The sequence below is a fragment of the Aquamicrobium zhengzhouense genome, assembly GCF_016124105.1.
Lineage (GTDB): Bacteria > Pseudomonadota > Alphaproteobacteria > Rhizobiales > Rhizobiaceae > Aerobium > Aerobium zhengzhouense.
Genome location: NZ_JADGMQ010000004.1, coordinates 175,812 through 193,196, shown reverse-complemented (window position 1 = coordinate 193,196; position 17,385 = coordinate 175,812). Strand labels below are relative to the sequence as shown.

General features: G+C 59.0%; 18 protein-coding genes and 1 pseudogene. 7 read left to right on the top strand and 12 right to left on the bottom strand.

The window, feature by feature from the left end; translation table 11 throughout:
* Window positions 1-60 precede the first annotated feature (60 nt).
* The 5 genes from IOD40_RS08640 to IOD40_RS08620 all read right to left on the bottom strand — a co-directional run bounded on the left by IOD40_RS08640 (window position 61) and on the right by IOD40_RS08620 (window position 3,299).
* Window positions 61-444: a DUF6481 family protein gene (locus tag IOD40_RS08640; RefSeq protein ID WP_198476126.1), complete on the bottom strand. Its 384-nt coding sequence runs from the start codon at window positions 442-444 to the stop codon at window positions 61-63.
* 171 nt (window positions 445-615) lie between these two features.
* A complete protein-coding gene (locus tag IOD40_RS08635; RefSeq protein WP_198476125.1) occupies window positions 616-1,101 on the bottom strand; it encodes a Kazal-type serine protease inhibitor domain-containing protein in 486 nt (161 codons plus the stop codon).
* A gap of 81 nt (window positions 1,102-1,182) precedes the next feature.
* Window positions 1,183-2,421, bottom strand: coding sequence for a lytic murein transglycosylase (locus IOD40_RS08630; RefSeq protein ID WP_210336833.1), 1,239 nt, complete (start codon window positions 2,419-2,421; stop codon window positions 1,183-1,185).
* Window positions 2,422-2,446: 25 nt separating this feature from the next.
* Window positions 2,447-3,052 carry a recombination mediator RecR gene (recR, locus tag IOD40_RS08625; protein ID WP_198476124.1) on the bottom strand — a complete coding sequence of 202 codons (606 nt, stop codon included), beginning with the start codon at window positions 3,050-3,052 and terminating at the stop codon, window positions 2,447-2,449.
* A gap of 79 nt (window positions 3,053-3,131) precedes the next feature.
* Window positions 3,132-3,299 carry a hypothetical protein gene (locus tag IOD40_RS08620; protein ID WP_198476123.1) on the bottom strand — a complete coding sequence of 56 codons (168 nt, stop codon included), beginning with the start codon at window positions 3,297-3,299 and terminating at the stop codon, window positions 3,132-3,134.
* Between the two features lie 166 nt (window positions 3,300-3,465).
* Between IOD40_RS08620 and IOD40_RS08615 the strand changes: the two genes are divergently transcribed.
* Both IOD40_RS08615 and IOD40_RS08610 read left to right on the top strand, forming a co-directional pair.
* Window positions 3,466-4,167, top strand: coding sequence for a glutathione S-transferase family protein (locus tag IOD40_RS08615; protein ID WP_198476122.1), 702 nt, complete (start codon window positions 3,466-3,468; stop codon window positions 4,165-4,167).
* 428 nt (window positions 4,168-4,595) lie between these two features.
* Window positions 4,596-4,853 carry an SEL1-like repeat protein gene (locus IOD40_RS08610; RefSeq protein WP_198476121.1) on the top strand — a complete coding sequence of 86 codons (258 nt, stop codon included), beginning with the start codon at window positions 4,596-4,598 and terminating at the stop codon, window positions 4,851-4,853.
* 76 nt (window positions 4,854-4,929) lie between these two features.
* Here the strand turns inward: IOD40_RS08610 and IOD40_RS08605 are convergent, their stop codons facing one another.
* Window positions 4,930-6,864 carry an acetyl/propionyl/methylcrotonyl-CoA carboxylase subunit alpha gene (locus IOD40_RS08605; protein ID WP_198476120.1) on the bottom strand — a complete coding sequence of 645 codons (1,935 nt, stop codon included), beginning with the start codon at window positions 6,862-6,864 and terminating at the stop codon, window positions 4,930-4,932.
* A gap of 118 nt (window positions 6,865-6,982) precedes the next feature.
* Between IOD40_RS08605 and IOD40_RS08600 the strand changes: the two genes are divergently transcribed.
* On the top strand, window positions 6,983-7,585 hold the full coding sequence (locus tag IOD40_RS08600) for a DUF922 domain-containing Zn-dependent protease (RefSeq protein ID WP_198476119.1): 603 nt from the start codon (window positions 6,983-6,985) through the stop codon (window positions 7,583-7,585).
* A 113-nt stretch (window positions 7,586-7,698) separates the two neighbouring features.
* Here IOD40_RS08600 and IOD40_RS08595 read toward each other — a convergent pair whose 3' ends face one another.
* Window positions 7,699-8,901 (bottom strand): BaiN/RdsA family NAD(P)/FAD-dependent oxidoreductase, encoded by a 1,203-nt coding sequence (locus IOD40_RS08595; RefSeq protein WP_198476212.1) that lies wholly within the window; start codon window positions 8,899-8,901, stop codon window positions 7,699-7,701.
* 374 nt (window positions 8,902-9,275) lie between these two features.
* Between IOD40_RS08595 and minC the strand changes: the two genes are divergently transcribed.
* The 4 genes from minC to IOD40_RS08575 are packed head-to-tail and all read left to right on the top strand — an operon-like array spanning window position 9,276 to window position 11,391.
* Window positions 9,276-10,031, top strand: coding sequence for a septum site-determining protein MinC (gene minC, locus IOD40_RS08590; protein ID WP_198476118.1), 756 nt, complete (start codon window positions 9,276-9,278; stop codon window positions 10,029-10,031).
* Between the two features lie 31 nt (window positions 10,032-10,062).
* Window positions 10,063-10,881, top strand: coding sequence for a septum site-determining protein MinD (gene minD / locus IOD40_RS08585; RefSeq protein ID WP_198476117.1), 819 nt, complete (start codon window positions 10,063-10,065; stop codon window positions 10,879-10,881).
* Complete coding sequence (gene minE, locus IOD40_RS08580) at window positions 10,878-11,147, top strand: cell division topological specificity factor MinE (protein ID WP_198476116.1); 270 nt, start codon at window positions 10,878-10,880, stop codon at window positions 11,145-11,147. The genes minD and minE overlap by 4 nt, the downstream gene beginning before the upstream one ends.
* Before the next feature lie 43 nt (window positions 11,148-11,190).
* Entirely contained in the window at window positions 11,191-11,391 is a 201-nt protein-coding gene (locus tag IOD40_RS08575; RefSeq protein ID WP_198476115.1) for a hypothetical protein, read from the top strand.
* Between the two features lie 57 nt (window positions 11,392-11,448).
* Here IOD40_RS08575 and IOD40_RS08570 read toward each other — a convergent pair whose 3' ends face one another.
* The 5 genes and pseudogenes from IOD40_RS08570 to IOD40_RS08550 form a co-directional block, all read right to left on the bottom strand.
* Window positions 11,449-13,056, bottom strand: a complete 1,608-nt coding sequence (locus IOD40_RS08570; protein ID WP_198476211.1) for a carboxyl transferase domain-containing protein — start codon at window positions 13,054-13,056, stop codon at window positions 11,449-11,451.
* Window positions 13,057-13,112: 56 nt separating this feature from the next.
* Window positions 13,113-14,276, bottom strand: a complete 1,164-nt coding sequence (locus tag IOD40_RS08565) for an isovaleryl-CoA dehydrogenase (protein ID WP_198476114.1) — start codon at window positions 14,274-14,276, stop codon at window positions 13,113-13,115.
* A pseudogene (locus IOD40_RS08560) lies at window positions 14,242-14,887 on the bottom strand (TetR/AcrR family transcriptional regulator). Before IOD40_RS08560 ends, IOD40_RS08565 begins: the two are co-directional and overlap by 35 nt.
* 61 nt (window positions 14,888-14,948) lie before the next feature.
* Entirely contained in the window at window positions 14,949-16,061 is a 1,113-nt protein-coding gene (locus IOD40_RS08555) for a pyridoxal phosphate-dependent aminotransferase (RefSeq protein ID WP_198476113.1), read from the bottom strand.
* A 14-nt stretch (window positions 16,062-16,075) separates the two neighbouring features.
* Complete coding sequence (locus IOD40_RS08550) at window positions 16,076-17,242, bottom strand: serine hydrolase domain-containing protein (RefSeq protein WP_198476112.1); 1,167 nt, start codon at window positions 17,240-17,242, stop codon at window positions 16,076-16,078.
* Window positions 17,243-17,385 lie beyond the last annotated feature (143 nt).

Genomic DNA, 17,385 nt, shown 5'->3' with positions numbered 1-17,385 from the left:
ACATGGTTTTCGAGTGTCAACGCTCTCTAATACTTCGAGCGCCGGAGCGACAGGCGTGAATTACCTGCCGGCTCGTGCCTTGCGGGCCGCGTAGCGCGCATCGCGCTTGGCCTTGCGCTCGGCTTCATCTGCAAGGAGCTTTGCAACCAGGTCCTGTTCGGAGTTGGCGCGGGCTTCGGCGTCTGCGCGGGCTTCTGCTTCTGCCGCGGCGGCACGTTCTGCCTTCTCGCGAGCTTCCTGCTCAGCTTTCTCCTGCTTCAGGCGCTTACGCTCTGCTTCGCGTTGTGCACGAGCTTCGGCAATCGCCTGACGCTCTGCCTTGCGAGCCTGTACTTCCGGGTCATCTTCGCTCGGACGCGACTTGAACCGCTCAAGAAGGGCCTTCTTTGCTTCATCGGCAGCCTGCCGACGTTCGTTGAAACCCTTTTCTTTATAAATTGCCAATTTGAACCTGCTTTGGTGGGTAGATTACTGATCGCGCCTTAATGGTGGTCCCTTGCGGCCAATTCAAGGTGTGAAACGCCTTTTGGCCGAGAAAACGGTGCGAATTGGACCAAACACGGGCGACGGACCGAAACGATGCGCTGGTTTCGGCCCGAAGTTCACGATCTGCCTTTAAAAGCGAGTCGGTCGTCCCGCTGGGCGGCACTCGCCATCACGGACGATCCGGAAGCCTTCAGCCTGTGCCGAACATGCATTGCCGAACGTCCGTTGCTGGCGGCCGCGCTCTGCACAGACCGGACGGTAATCCATGGTGCAGGCCTGCTGAGGACGACCGGCACCCGGCCGGCCACCAGGGCGGTTCCAGTCGCTGCCCGGGCGTTCGGGGCGCGATGGCCGTTCAGCGCGACATTCGCCGTCGTTCAGGATGCGATAGCCATCCGCCCGCGCCATGCAGGCGTTTCCGAAGCTGCGGCGCTCTCCGCCGCGTTGCGCGCATACCGGAGCGTATTCGCGAGTGCAGGCCATCTGCGGCGGGGCAGGGCGCGGGGGAAGAGGGCGGTAGCCAGGGCCGTCGTCAACGGCGACAGTGCAGGCCGCGAGGAGGGTGGTGGATACCGCTATCCCGGCTGCCAATTTCGCGATCGAAAACAGGTTCATGTATTCCTCCTCGTGGACGATCTGCGTTTTCTCCCCATCGATCAGGGAAGCGGAAGAAAATTGCAAGTCGCAGCGTGATTTTCAGCCTTTGACAAGCGATGAGACGATGGACCGGTCGGGAAAGCAGGTTGCCGGCATTCCCGCCTTTTCCTGCCATTCGCCAATTGAGCGTCGGGTGCGGAAGCCAGGCAAGCCGTCGGCGCCGCCAACGTCATAGCCGAGCTTTTCCAGCGCCCTTTGCATGGCTGCGACATCCGATCGATAGAGACCGCCGACCTTGCCCCACTCGGTAGCAAAGCGTCTGTCGCCGTAGGAGATCCGATCCGCTGCATGTCCGACGAACAGCGCGTAATTGTCCGAGAAATTATACTCTTTGAGAACGTAGAAATTTGGCGTGACGATAAAGGCGGGGCCCGAACGCCCGGCAGGCATCAGCAGGTAGCCTTCCTGTCGCGCTTCATGCTCGGGAAATGGTCTTCCGCTCACACGGGTCACGCCTTTTGCTGCCCAGTCCGAGATTTTCAGGCCTCGGTCAGGGCCTTCCAGCGCGCAGGACAGGTTCGCAGGCACATTGACCTCGAAGCCCCAGTCCCGTCCCTTCACCCAGCCCCTCTGAGCCAGATAATTGGCGATTGATGCGAGTGTGTCGGCTGCGGAGCCCCAGATGTCGGCGCGCCCATCGCCATCGCCGTCGACAGCGTATTGGAGATAGGAGGTCGGCATGAATTGGGGCTGGCCGAGGGCACCGGCCCAGGAAGACTTCATGGCGGAAATGGATGTATGGCGATTCTCGATCATCTCGAGCGCAGCCAGAACCTCGCTGCGGAACATCTCTTTGCGCGTGGCGAGAAATGCCTTTGTGCCCAGCACCTCGAAGGCATTGTAGGGAATTTTCGCATTGCCGAAGCCGGATTCGCGGCCCCAGATCGCCAGCAATATCCCTCGCGGAACGCCGTAACGCTGCTCGATCCGGTCGAGCGCGGCCTTGAGCTGACCCGCTCTCGCACGTCCGCCGGACGTCACACCCGAAACGGTTTTTTCCGCGAAATACGCGGCGGGAGAACCGAATTCCGCCTGATGCTGTTGTTTCGGGGTTTCCGGCTTTTGCCCCGGCAATACGAGGTCAGGCAGCTTGAGGTTGGGCGTTACACCCTTGAAAGCGGCATTGAAGGTTTCAGCAGAAACGCCGCGGGCTTTAGCTTGAGGCCACAGATCGTTCTGGAGCCAGGACTGAAACTGGGCGTTGATGCTGGATTGGGCGTAGGCAGGTGCTGATGCACCGATGATGCAGGAAAGGATGAGGGCGAGATGTCGCTTCAAGGCATCGTCCTCCGAAGTTTGATGCTCAGAACACCGTACGTGATTTGAGCGCCGCTGTGAGCGTCCCTTCGTCGAGATAGTCGAGTTCGCCACCAACTGGGACGCCGTGGGCAAGTCGTGTCACCTTGACCTCGAGGCCTGAAAGCTGGTCGGTGATGTAGTGCGCTGTCGTCTGTCCCTCGACCGTCGCGTTCACAGCAAGGATGACTTCAGAAATGCCGCCTTCCGCCACACGCGAGACCAGAGAAGTAATGTTGAGATCTTCCGGGCGAATACCATCCAGCGGGGACAAGGTGCCGCCAAGGACGTGGTAGCGCACGTTAAGTGCCGCAGCGCGTTCTAGTGCCCAAAGGTCTGAAACGTCTTCAACAACGATGAGGGTTGCCGGATCGCGGCGCGGATCCGTGCAGATCGTGCAGGGATCGCTTGTGTCCACGTTGCCGCAGCAGGAGCACACCCGCACCTTGGCTACAGCCTCACCCATCGCCAGAGCGAGCGGAGAAAGGAGCTGGTCCTTCTTCTTGATCAGATGCAGCGCTGCTCTGCGCGCCGAACGAGGGCCAAGCCCCGGCACCTTGGCCAGAAGCTGGATCAGACGTTCGATTTCGGGACCGGCGATTCTTTTCGACATGCGATGCGTTTAGCGAGGAATGCGCAAGATGGGTAGCATTACCATGCGTTCAAGCCTCACCCATCCTGACAACAAATCGTCACTTCGCGAATGGCAGAGCGCAGGTTACCGGATTGGTGATATCGCATGCGCTCATCAAACCGCGCTGGACGGTGCCGAGGCGGCTCTTCTCAGCGACGAGCACGGACAGGCCCATGCCGAACAGCATGATCATCAGGCACACGATGGTGAAGCGGCGAGCGAGCATGGGACATCTCCTTCTTTGTGGCGAGAAGATGCCCAATTGTGGCTGAACCGGCGCTGAGAGTGCCGTTCATCTGCGGTTCAAGGATCTTAACAAACCCTTTAGACCAATTGGCTGGCAGCTGTTGTCCGCCTGTGCTTTGCTCCGGCTTTAAGTTCGGAGAGTTTTGATGACGACACAAACATCGCCCATCCAGCTTCACTACTGGCCGACACCCAATGGCTGGAAGATCACGATCATGCTTGAGGAACTCGGCGTTCCCTATGAAGTGAAATACGTGAACATCGGCAAGGGCGAGCAGTTCGAGCCAGACTTCCTGGAAATCGCGCCCAATAACCGGATGCCGGCGATAGTGGACCCGGAAGGCCCCGGAGGTGAACCGATTTCGGTCTTTGAGTCCGGAGCAATCCTGCAATATCTTGGCCGGAAGTTCGGACGCTTCTATCCGACCGACGAACGTCAGCGCGTCGAGGTGGACCAGTGGTTGTTCTGGCAGATGGGCGGACTCGGGCCGATGGCCGGGCAGGCACATCATTTCCGCCAATATGCGCCGGAGCAGGTTCCCTACGCGATCAAGCGTTACACTGACGAGTGCAACCGCCTATACGGCGTCATGAACCGTCGCCTTGCTGAGCGCGAATTTCTTGCGGGTGAGTACTCGATCGCGGACATGGCCTGCGTAGGCTGGATCCGTCCTTATCAAAACCAGGGCCAGGATCTGAACGACTTTCCCAATCTCAAGCGCTGGTTCGAGACATTGTCCGCCCGCCCCGCTGTCGAGAAAGGCTGGTCAGTCGGGCAAGAATTCCGAAACAACCTCGGCGATGACAAAGAGGCGCAGAAGATCCTCTTCGGTCAGCGCGCACAATAAGCGGTTGAGGCGCATCGAAAAGTGCGCCTCTTTCGCGAGCGCCGCAGCTCATTGGCGCTTCCAATCCTGCGTCCTGCAGAAGATCGCTGCCTGGAAGCGCCATCCGTAGACGTCAGATGTCCCGACAAAAGGCACGCTTGGGCGAAAAATCTTGCCGAGCTTCTCGCCGCGTTCGATTTTCGTGGTTAGCAGAGTGTTGCTTTTTAGTGGCGAAATTTTCTGAGCATTTTCATCAAATCGCGCAGAATTCCTGCGTTCCTATCCTTAACGAATTACGAGGTTTACCTCTTGTTTTGATTTCGTTTTCCGCTCGTTAAGCAACCCGTTTAACGGCGGATTCAAGGCTCCGGTTCATCCTCAAAGCATCAAAGACAACGGCGAAAACGCCGGAACTTACAGGCTCTCAGGATCACACAGGGGACTTGAAAATGGCTCGTTACGAAGTGATGCAGGCAGATATCGGCTCCACCGCTCAGTCGGATGTCCTGTTCGAATTGGGCATGATGTATGCGACGGGTCGCGACTGCGACGTTGACCTGGTTGCGGCCCACAAATGGTTCAACATTGCCGCCATCAAGGGGTCGGATCGTGCCGCTGCAATGCGGGCCGAACTCGCGGCAACCATGTCGAAGCTCGACATCGCCAAGGCGCTGCGTGAAGCGCGTGAATGGATGACCATCCACTAAAAGAACGATCGCCTTCTCGGGCGTCATCGGAAAAGCCGCGACTGGCAAGATGTCAGCGCGGCTTTTATTTTTGCTGCTACTCGCGGAAGCGCACGAGGACTGTGCCTTCCGTTACCTGGCTGCCCTGTTCGGTAATCTCTTCGATTACCCCATCATGCGGAGCGGTGATCGTGTGTTCCATCTTCATCGCCTCCAGCATCAAGAGCGATTGTCCTTTGATTACTGTGTCGCCAGCTGCGGCTCTGACGATCTTCACAAGTCCCGGCATCGGAGCGCGGAGTGCATCGCCGCCTGCAGCGTGTGCCTCGGCCTGCTCGAACGGGTCTGGAACCACGAAATTATGAGTCGATGGCCCCGCGAAAACGGTTACATGGCCCGGCCACCGGACAGCTTCTCCCGACCCAGCATCTTGCGCGATCGTCGTCGTCATCGGGCCGACCGCCACGCGGGCGCTGCCATTTCGATTAACTGAGACACGCGCGGCGACCTCTTCTTCGCCGAATAAAAGCTGGACCGACCTCTCAATCGGGTGAAAGTGCGCATAGCCGCCCAACGCGTCCCAAGGATCCTGACCGGAAGGGGTGACCGCGATCCTGTTTGCTCCAACGGCGGCCAAAGCGACATCACGAAAGTTTGGCAAAGCCATTTTCGTCAGTTCCGCATGTTTGCGCTCGATCATGCCGGTATCCACTTCGCCAGCCGCGAAGTCGCTATCGCCGGCCAATGCAGCGAGGAAAGCCGTATTGACGACCGAGCCTGCGATGCGGGTGTGTGTGAGCGCTTTGTAGAGGCGGGAAAGCGCCTGTTCCCGGTCGTGTCCGTGGCAGACGAGCTTGGCGATCATCGGGTCATAGAATGGCGAGATGGCATCGCCCGGTCGGACGCCAGTCTCAACACGCACGCCGGGACCTTGGGGAAATTCAAGGTGATGGAGGGTGCCGATCGCCGGAAGAAAACCTTTCGCCGCGTCTTCCGCGTAAAGTCTCGCCTCGAAAGCGTGTCCGTCGAGCGGGATCTCTTCCTGGCGCAAGGGCAGGGGTTGGCCGGATGCAATCCGAAATTGCCATTCGACCAGATCGACGCCGGTTATCATCTCCGTGACGGGATGCTCGACCTGCAATCTGGTGTTCATTTCCATGAACCAGAAGCGATCCGGTCGAAGGCCCTCGCTGGCATCGACAATGAATTCGATGGTTCCAGCGCCGGTGTAGGCGATTGCCCTCGCTGCCGTCACGGCGGCCTCTGTCATCGCCGCCCGCATCTCGTCGCTCATGCCGGGCGCAGGCGCTTCTTCAATGACTTTCTGGTGACGGCGCTGGGCGGAGCAATCGCGCTCGTACAGGTGGACGACATTGCCATGCATGTCTCCGAAGACCTGAACTTCTATGTGGCGCGGCTTTTCAATGTACTTTTCGACCAGGACACGCTCATCGCCGAATGCAGCCTTGGCCTCGCGCTTGGCCGCGGCCAGCGCTTCGTGAAAGGCATCCGGATCATCGACCCGGCGCATGCCCCTGCCTCCGCCGCCAGCCCGCGCCTTGATGAGGACGGGATATCCGATCTCTCGTGCTTTGGTCGCGAGGACCACCAGTTCCTGTGCCTCTCCATGATAGCCCGGCACGACCGGGACGCCTGCCCTGTCCATCAGGCGCTTGGCGGCATCTTTGAGCCCCATAGCTCGAATGGCTCTGGATGAGGGGCCGATGAAAATCAGGCCGGACGCCTCGACAGCTTCAACGAATTCCGGATTTTCAGACAGAAAGCCATATCCGGGATGGATCGCCTGCGCGCCGGAATCGAGCGCGGCTTGGATGATGCGATTACCGACAAGGTAGCTATCGCTTACGGGGGAGCCGCCGATGTGATGGGCCTCATCCGCCATCTCCACATGCAGCGCATGTGCATCTGCATCCGAGTAGACGGCGACAGTCGCGATGCCCATCCTTCGCGTCGTTCTAATGATGCGGCAAGCGATTTCACCGCGATTGGCGATCAGGATCTTGTCGAACATCGCGTGCTCCATTTGCCCCGGAGCAGAGTAGGGAAGCGATTAACGCTCGTCCAGCGTGGCTGAAGCTTGTATTTGCGGAAAAATGCGGCCCATCTTGTACGCAATATTTGGAGGCCAGATGCTCAACCCGTTTCGAGTCTTGATCTATTCCGCCTGCCTTTCGGCAGCGACTACCGCCGCGCATGCCGACTGGAGGCCGCAGGAGCGTATCGAGCACTATCAGGTGCGTGGAACAACCGGGATTGAGCTCTACCAATCGATTGGCGCGAATGGCCCGCGCATCGGAGCAGGTAATGTCATTGCTTATACGGACTTCAGGCTGCTCTGGTCCCGAGATTATCGACCTCAGCCGGATGGCTCGTGCAAGCTGGTCACGGCGCGGCCAAACCTCACCATTACCTACCGCCTGCCCAAGGCGAGCGGGAGCATGCCTGCGGCGACAAAGGAATTGTGGGACCGCTTCATCAAGGGCGTTACAGTGCACGAAAGGGTGCATGGCGACATCATCGTCGATATGGTCCGTGAGATCGAGAAGGTATCCGTCGGCCTCAGCGCGCCAAATGATCCCGACTGCAAGAAAGTGCGGGCGGCGCTTCAAGCAAAGCTTGGCCCGATATCCGAGCGTCAGCGTGCTCGCAGTCGCGACTTCGACCGGGTCGAGATGAGTAATGGCGGCAACGTCCATCGGCTGGTGCTGGACCTGGTCAACGGCGACGGCTGACTTGAACGTAATGCCTCGATGACTTCTGTGAGCATTAAACGGTAGGCATTGAACCGCTCTACCGCTTCTGCAAGGCCAGAGAGGCTGGCAAAAGACGCGCTCGGCAGGTGCCGCTAGGCTGAGTGTTCGGCGATCGCCTTGCCTGCCGCCCATCCAGACGACCATGCCCACTGGAAATTGTACCCGCCCAGCCAGCCTGTCACGTCTACGACCTCCCCAATGAAGAACAGGCCGGGTACGTTTCGCGCTTCCATGGACTTCGAGTTCAGGTCGCTAGTCTCGACACCACCGAGAGTAACTTCGGCAGTGCGATAGCCTTCCGAGCCGATTGGAAGGACTTCCCAACCCTGAATGGTCGCGGCGACATCGGCGAGTTTCTTGTCGCTTGCATCGGCGAGATTGCCTTTCCATCCATGGGCCTGCGTCAGATAGGCCGCCAGCCGCTTGGGCAGCAAATCCGCGATTGCGGTGGCAATTTGCTGGCGCGGGTTCTGACGTTTGGCGTTCATCAGCTGCCCCGCGACGTCGTCCCTCGGCAGGAACGCAACGCGGATCGGCTGCTTCTCGCGCCAGTAGGACGAAATCTGCAAGATGGCGGGGCCGGAAAGGCCGCGATGCGTGAAGAGGACGGCTTCCTCAAAAGATGTCTTGCCGCAGGAAACGCGTGCGTCGGCGGCGACGCCTGCCATTTCCCTGAAATGCGGAAGAATGTCTTCGCCGAAAGTGAGCGGTACGAGCCCGGCCCGTGTTTCCGTGACCTTTAGGCCGAACTGTTCCGCTATTTGATACCCAAGCCCGGATGCGCCCATCTTGGGAATCGACTTGCCGCCGCAAGCCACAACAAAATTGGTGCATTGGATGCGCGCGCTTCCGTCACCACCCAGCGCGACGGTGAACCCGCTCTCATTTTTCGTGACAGTCTCAAGGGTCGTGCGCAGTCTCAGCTCGCAGCCGTTCTGCTCCATCTCTCGCGCGAGCATCTCGATAATGTCCTTGGCGGAGTTGTCGCAGAAGAGCTGCCCAAGCGTTTTCTCGTGCCAGGCGATCCGGTGCCTGTCCACCATTGCGATGAAGTCGTGTTGCGTGAAGCGGCTGATGGCCGACTTTGCGAAATGGGGATTTGCCGACAGGAAGTTCTTGGCAGTGGTCCCAAGGTTGGTGAAGTTGCAGCGCCCACCGCCAGAAATGCGGATCTTTTCTCCTGGTGCCTTTGCGTGGTCGACGACGAGAACGCGTCCTCCCTTGGAGGCAGCGTGGATCGCGCACATCATTCCTGCAGCACCCGCCCCAAGAATGACTGTATCGAAGGTTTGAATATGCGCCATGCGTTGCCACTCACCGATTCGCTCTTCGTGCTGTCCGGCTCTTGTATCGGGCACGAGGCGCTGGGCCATAGCAGGACATCAGGGAGCTAGAAAGTGCTGCGCGTCTTAACACGCCGTCCGGTTCCGCACCGCTCTTGCCGATCATCGGCGCAAGCCTCGGGCAATGAGGAGGTGGTAACATTTAATTTCAATACTCGCTGCGAGGTCAAGTGGATGAAATCGTTAAATAAATACGCCACGCGCCCAGATGCCGCGAAGATGAAAAAGAGGCCGAATTGGGTATGTTGGCGTAGCGGAAGAGGTGCCAATTTAACCTTTTGTTAACCAATTTCTCGATACACCGAACAAACCGAAAATTTACCAAGATGAACGACGTGTTAACTCAACCTAGGCCTATCCGCCTCAAGGGGCGCTCTTTCCTTGCCCTCGCGCTGACGCCTGATCTTCCGTTCGAAGACTGGCTGGTCAGGCTGGATGATCTGGCGGCGCGCTCGGCCGGGTTCTTCTTGCGCCGCCCCGTCGTTCTCGACGTCACGGACCTCGCGATCGATCGTGAGCAGCTGCGTGAGCTGGTCAATCAGCTGAGCTCCCGCAATGTCCGGGTGATGGGTGTGGAGGGTGCGCGGCCTTCGATGCTGGCGCCGGATCTCCCGCCGGCCATGACTGATGGCCGGCCGGCAGGGGATATCGAGCCGCCTGCGGCCGCTTCTAAGGAAGAAGCTGTCGTCGCGCTGAAGGGCAAGGAAGACGCGGACACGGTCGTGCCGGTGGAGTTGCCATCGGTAAAGGCTGCTCCCTCGCTCATGGTTTCCGAGCCGGTTCGCTCTGGTCAGTCGATTTTCTATCCGGACGGGGACGTCACGATCGTCGGCTCTGTTGCTTCCGGCGCCGAGATCATCGCCGGCGGATCGATCCACGTTTACGGCACACTGCGCGGACGCGCGCTGGCCGGCACAATGGGGCACTCCAGTGCGCGCATTTTCTGCCGCAAGCTGGAGGCCGAGCTCATCGCCATCGATGGCTACTACAAAACAGCCGAGGACCTTGAGCAGGACCTGCACGGGCAGTCAGTGCAAATCTGGCTGGAAGGCGAGACAATCAGGACTGACACACTTGGCTGAGCAGCAGGCAGCCCAACAACAGGAGAGTTTTATGGGCAAGGTAATCGTTGTTACTTCGGGCAAAGGCGGCGTTGGCAAGACGACGTCGTCTGCTGCGCTCGGCGCCGCACTCGCACAGGGTGGCGAGAAGGTTGTCGTCGTGGATTTTGACGTTGGTCTGCGGAACCTTGACCTTGTCATGGGCGCAGAGCGCCGGGTGGTGTACGATATCGTCAACGTCATTCAGGGCGACGCCAAGCTCACCCAGGCGCTGATCCGCGACAAGCGTCTTGAGACGCTCTACCTGTTGCCCGCCTCACAAACTCGCGACAAGGACAATCTGACTCCGGAAGGCGTCGAGAAGGTCATCGCCGCGCTCAAGAAGAGCTTCGACTGGGTCATCTGCGACAGTCCTGCTGGCATTGAGCGTGGTGCAACGCTGGCCATGCGCCATGCCGACGTTGCCATCGTCGTCACCAACCCGGAAGTCTCCTCGGTCCGTGACTCTGACCGTATTATCGGCCTGCTGGATTCCAAAACTCTCAAGGCAGAAACTGGCGAGCGCATGGATAAGCACCTGTTGCTGACCCGCTACGATCCAGTTCGGGCGCAGCGCGGCGACATGCTTAAAGTCGATGATGTCCTTGAGATACTTTCGATCCCGCTTCTGGGCATCATCCCCGAGAGCATGGATGTTCTTCGCGCCTCGAACGTCGGTGCGCCGGTGACCATCGCTGACGGCAACAGCGCGCCGTCCAAGGCATATTTCGACGCCGCGCGCAGGCTCAAGGGCGAGACCCTGGAAGTTACAGTGCCCAGCAACGAGAAGCGGGGCTTCTTCGGCAAGATCTTCGGAAGGAAAGCGGCATGAACCTGTTCCGCATATTCTCCCGTCCACCCTCATCGGCACCCGCAGCCCGCGAAAGGCTACAGGTCCTGCTGGCGCATGAGCGCGCAGCCGTCGGCGGCGATTCCGATCTGGTTGCGAAGCTGCGGGATGAGATTCTCCGCGTGATCCAGAAGCACATGAAGATTGACCAGGAAAAGGTCAGTGTGACGATGGAGCGTGGCGACCAGATGTCGACCCTGGCGGTCGATATCGAGATTCCGTTCAAGGGCAGCAAAAAGGCAGCCTGATCCGGAATTCACTGAAACACCTGCAGTCAAGGAAGGGATTACCATGACCCGACTCGCACTTCTCGAACGGCTGAAGGAAGTCCAGCAGCTGCCCCGCTACCAGGGGCGCGACATTACGACGATCAGCGCGGTGCTGAACAATCAGGCACTATTGCGACATGTCGAACAGTGCGAGGAAGCTGCCGGTGTTGCGCCAAACGCTGGCGCGTCCACCGCAGCAGTTCATGCTCACGGCAACGCCTGACCACAGCGGAAAATCCAAGTGCCCATCGCGAGACGGGCACTTGTTTCGTTCGGATCGCTACATGCGGAACACGCCGAACCTTGTGTCCTCCACGGGCGCATTAAGCGCCGCAGACAGGCTAAGCGCCAGAACATCCCGTGTTTTTGCCGGGTCGATGATGCCATCATCCCACAGTCGCGCGGATGAGTAGAGCGGATGCCCCTCGCGCTCGTATTTTTCGAGGATCGGTGCGCGAAATTTGGCTTCCTCTTCGGCTGACCAGCTGCCGCCACGCCGCTCGATCCCTTCGCGCCTCACCAAGGCCAGCACAGTAGCCGCCTGTTCCCCGCCCATCACCGAGATGCGCGCGTTCGGCCACATCCACAGGAAGCGTGGTGAATAAGCACGCCCGCACATGCCGTAATTGCCGGCCCCAAACGAACCGCCGATGATGACTGTCACCTTCGGAACCTGCGCGGTCGCGACTGCCGTGACGAGTTTTGCACCGTCCTTGGCGATGCCACCGGCCTCGTATTTGCGGCCGACCATGAACCCGGTGATGTTCTGCAAGAAGATCAGCGGGATTTTTCGCTGGCAGCATAGCTCGATGAAGTGAGCGCCTTTGAGTGCGCTCTCCGAAAAAAGCACTCCATTGTTGCCGATGATCCCGACGGGTATTCCATAAAGATGCGCAAAGCCGGTGACGAGCGTCGTGCCATAGTTCTGCTTGAACTCGTCGAACTCCGAACCGTCCACCAGCCGGGCGATAACCTCGCGTACATCATACGGCTTTCGAAGATCTGTTGGAACGACGCCGTAAATTTCGGACGGATCATAAAACGGAGCTTTGGGAGGGAGCAGTTTGGTTGCGATTGTCTTTTCGCGGTTCAGATTGCGTACGATCCGCCGGACGATCTCGAGCGCATGTCGATCGTCTACCGCATAATGATCGGCGACGCCGGATTCGCGCGTGTGCAGATCGGCACCACCAAGCGCCTCGGCGGTGACTTCTTCGCCGGTTGCCGCTTTTACAAGTGGCGGGCCGCCCAGGAAGATCGTCGCCTGATTCTTCACCATGATCGTTTCGTCGGACATTGCGGGCACATACGCGCCTCCGGCGGTACAAGATCCCATCACGCAGGCAATCTGCGGAATTCCCGCTGCCGACATGTTGGCCTGATTGTAAAAGATTCGGCCGAAATGTTCGCGGTCGGGAAAAACCTCATCCTGGTTCGGCAGATTCGCGCCGCCTGAATCTACCAGGTAAATGCAGGGCAGCTTGTTCTGCATGGCGATTTCCTGCGCCCGCAGATGCTTTTTGACCGTGACCGGGTAGTAGGTCCCGCCTTTGACGGTGGCGTCGTTGATGACGATCACGCATTCGACGCCTTCGACGCGCCCAATTCCAGCAATCAGTCCTGCCGACCGGATCTGGTCATCGTACATACCCCACGCTGCGAACTGGCCGATCTCGAGAAACGGTGAGCCCACGTCGATCAATTGTGCAAGTCGCTCGCGAGGAAGGAGCTTTCCGCGCGCAACGTGCCGCTCGCGTGCCTCGTCCGTCCCGCCACGTTCGACGATCATGGCCTTCTCTGCAATGTCAGCAACAAGCGCCTTCATCGCCTCGGCATTTGCCTTGAACGCATCTGAAGAGGTGGACAGCTGCGAGTGAAATTTCGGCATCATATCCTCTCGAAGTTGCGTCGAGTGTGGCCTCTAAAGAAGTGTTGGGGAAGGGGTCAAACGGCTTCGGCCATCATCTCCCGGCCGATAAGCCAGCGCCGGATCTCGCTGGTGCCTGCGCCAATCTCGTAGAGTTTGGCGTCCCGTAGCAATCGTCCGGTCGGGTATTCGTTGATGTAGCCATTGCCGCCGAGAAGCTGGATTGCGTCGAGTGCGATCTGTGTAGCCTTCTCTGCGGCGTAGAGGATGCACCCGGCGGCGTCCTTGCGGGTCGTTTCCTTCCGGTCGCAGGCGGACGCGACGGCATAGACATAAGCACGGCAGGCGTTCATCGTGGTGTACATGTCGGCAAGCTTACCCTGTACCAGCTGAAATGCACCGATTGGCTGCCCGAATTGCTGGCGTTCCTGAGCGTAAGGGACAGCAGCGTCCAGTGCAGCGGCCATGATCCCGAGTGGCCCTCCGGAAAGCACTACGCGCTCATAATCCAGTCCTGACATGAGGACCTCAACTCCACGTCCTTCCTCGTGCAGGACATTCTCAAACGGGACCTCCACGTCCTGGAAAACCAGCTCACCGGTGTTGGAGCCGCGCATCCCGAGCTTGTCGAGTTTCTGTGCTACGGAAAATCCCGGCATGGATTTCCCGATGATGAAGGCGGTGATCCCGCGCGAACTGTTTTCTGGATCCGTCTTTGCATAGACCACCATGGTCTGAGCATCTGGCCCGTTGGTGATCCACATTTTCGATCCGTTGAGGACGAAGCGATCGTTCTTCTTGTCGGCACGCAAGCGCATGGAGACGACGTCGGAACCGGAGCCAGCTTCAGACATGGCAAGCGCACCGACGGCATGCCCGGTGCACAGCTCGGGAAGATACCTTTCTTTCTGTGCTTCCGTGCCCCACCGGTTAATCTGGTTGACGCATAGGTTGGAGTGAGCGCCGTAAGAAAGCCCCACGGAGGCAGAGGCTCGCGAAATCTCCTCCATCGCGACGACGTGGGCGAGATAGCCCATTCCGGTCCCGCCATAATGAGGATCCGCCGTCATGCCGAGAAGACCAAGTTCTCCCATCTCAGGCCAAAGAGCAGGGGGGAATTCGTTTTCGGCGTCTATTCTGGCGGCTTGTGGTGCGATCCGCTCTTGCGCAAAGCGGCGAACGACGTCGCGCAGGGCGTCGACATCGTCACCCAGCCCGAAGTTCATGACGTGGTCGTACATCGGCTAGCTCCCTCGCCTCCCCGACGCCAAGCAGGCGTAGGGTCATCCGGTGATAAGTAGCAGTCACTTCTTCCACGGAAAGACGCTCGTTCGGCCGAAACCAAACGATGACACCGGTGATCATCTGAATGATCGCCATCGCCGTCAGTTTAACGTCTTCGACAATGAACGTGCCTTCGGCGCTTCCGTCTCGCAAGATCGGGCGCAACTGCTTTTCATTGGCATTGCGCACCTTGAGGATCGCGCTCAAGCGTTCCGGAGACAGGGAACGAAGCTTCCATGTTGCTTATATGAGTGGAGTGGCGTCGCGCGATGTGGAATTCAATGTGATTCGCTAAGAACGCAGTCAGGCGGCGGGCCGGGGCTCCACTTGCAATCGGCGTTTGGGTCGACCTCGCCGAAAGTTCTTCCAGATGCTCCCTCAACAAGGAGAAGAGCAGATCCTCTTTGGTCGGAAAGTAGCGGTAGAGCGCGGCAACCTGAACGCCGACCTCTGCCGCTAGCTGGCGCATGGACATGGCGTCAAACCCATGCCGAGCAATCAAGGCAGCAGCTGCCTCTCGGATCAGCCTCTGGGTACGCTTGCCACTGGACCCGACCGTTCGCGCCATTCTGTCCTCCACGGACAAAATGGAACGAACGTTCAATTAAGCGCAAGCAAAAAGTCAGGCGCTAAGCTTCAGATGCCGCTGCAAGCGCAGCTGGCAACTCAGCCTCGAAGACATCAAGTTCTTCGGCTGGGCCGACACTGATGCGGATGCATCGATCCTGGATCGGCGACATGGGCTTTCTGGCAAAAACATCGCGTGCGATGAGCTCTTTCATCACCTGCATCGCGAAGGCGCCATCCCGGCCGCAATCAATCGCAACGAAGTTCGTTGCAGAGGGGAGCACGCTGAGGCCGTTATCCGCAGCAATGCGACCAATCCTTTCGCGTGCTTCCGCCACCTGCTCGATGATGCCGCTCAGATAGTCCTGATCCTCAAGCGCCGCATGCGCAGCCGCCATCGCCAGGCGGTTCATGCCGAAATGGTTGCGGATTTTGTCAAAGGCGTTGATGAGGCCTTCTTCGCCAATTGCATAGCCAACGCGCATGCCTGCGAGGCCGTAGGCCTTCGAGAAAGTGCGCATACGAATGACGTTGGGGCGGCTGACATCAATAGCGGGCACGGACGAAGCGGGCGCAGTTTCACAATAGGCTTCGTCGAGCACCAGGAGAGTGGTCTCGGGCAGCGCTTCGATCATCTGGTTGATCGCGTTCGCTTCCCACCAGGTACCCATCGGGTTGTCCGGGTTGGCAAGATAAACCAGAGGAGCGTTCTCACGGCGTACCGCGTCGAGCAGGCTCTGGATGTCCTCCTTGTCGTTCACGTAGGGAACCGTGACCAACCGCCCGCCAAAACCTGCAACATGATAGTTGAAAGTGGGGTAGGCGCCGAGGGAAGTGACCACGGGAACGCCTTCTGACACGATCAGGCGCACCACCAGTCCAAGGAGGCCGTCTATACCGCTGTCGATGACGATATTGTTCGTTCCTACACCGAGGTGCTGAGCCAGAGCGCCCTTCAGTTCGTGATGTTCAGGATCGGCGTATTTCCAGGCGTCACCGGCCGCGGCACGAATGGCGTCCTTCACTCTGGGCGAGGGACCGAAGCCGTTTTCATTCGCGCCAAGACGTGCACGGAAATTGCGGCCTCGTGCTCTTTCCTGTGCTTCCGGACCAACAAATGGAACGGAAGCGGGGAGGGATTGAACGAGAGGCGTGAAAGGTGGGCGAGCCGTCATAACGAACCTGCAGGCTAAAATGATCTCGCGATTTGCGAGAGGGAGTGAATTTCCAGAGCGGTTTCGTCGTCATCGCTGGGAGCGGGACGCGAAGACGTCTTGGCGATTATGGCGCGGTTTGTCGGATCGACCCACAGCCACTGTCCATGGATGCCCACCGCGGCGAAACTTCGGCGACCATCACCGACGTCATACCAGCATGAGCGGTATCGTCCATTCTCGAACATGTCCATGAAGTTGCCATCGACCCAGGCCTGACGATCCCCATTGTTGCGAAGATCTTGGACCCAGTCTTCCGGTACGACCTGCTCACCTTGGGAGTTGCGTCCAAAATCGAGGACGAGCTGTCCCATGCGAGCAAGATCGCGCGTCGTCATGCTGATACCGCCAGCGGCGCGTGCCGTTCCAACGCGGTCAACCGTAACATTGGCTGCGCCCTTCGCGCCCATCGGATGCCACAGGCGATCAGCAAGGTATTGGTGCAGACGGACTCCAGTTGCACGCTCGATGACCAGCCCAAGAAGATCCGTGTTGGGCGAGGCATAGTAGAAGCGTTTGCCGTGGTCGTTCTTGGGAGTTCCGACACTGGCAAGGAACTCTTCCATCGTCTCGGGCGTGATCTCCGGGCGCTCTGGGTTCCATAGCATGGCCCTGCGGTAGCGGTCGAATGCGCCGCCATCATCGAGATACTCCTCGTCGAAATCGATGTCGGCAGTCATGTCGAGGAGATCGCGCACGCGCGCGCTGGCATAGCCGGAGCCCTGCATCGAAGGCACATAGGCGGGGATCAGTGCCTCAGGGTCAAGTTTGCCGTCAGCAACCGCGATCCCGGCAAGAAGCCCGGTCACCGATTTCGAGATCGAGAAGACAAGATGTGGTCGCGAGGCGTCAGCGCCTTCTTCAAGCCATTCGGCGATGACTTCACCGTCGCGCATCACGACAAGATGGTCGGTGTGAGACCGGCGCATATGGTCAAGCGCCGAAATGGCGGTCCCGTCCGGATCGGAGAGCTGAATGTCATTGAGCTTTCCTTCAGCAGCCGGCGGCTGGCTCTCTCCCTTGCCATAGGAGATCATGGCGACCGGCACGAATTCGGCGACATGTTGGAAGCTGTAACGGCTGGCTGGATTGACCCGCCAGTTCGAGAGGTTGATCTGCGCGCGTGCTGGAATCTCGGTCATGGTCCTCATCATCCCCAATCCAGCTAGTGATAGGCGAGGGAGTAGAAGGGAAGTCAAGTGGCAACAAGGGATGACCGAATACGGCACCGGGCCTCAATTTCGCACGCAGCAAAAAACCCGGCAGTCTCCTGCCGGGTTTTTCG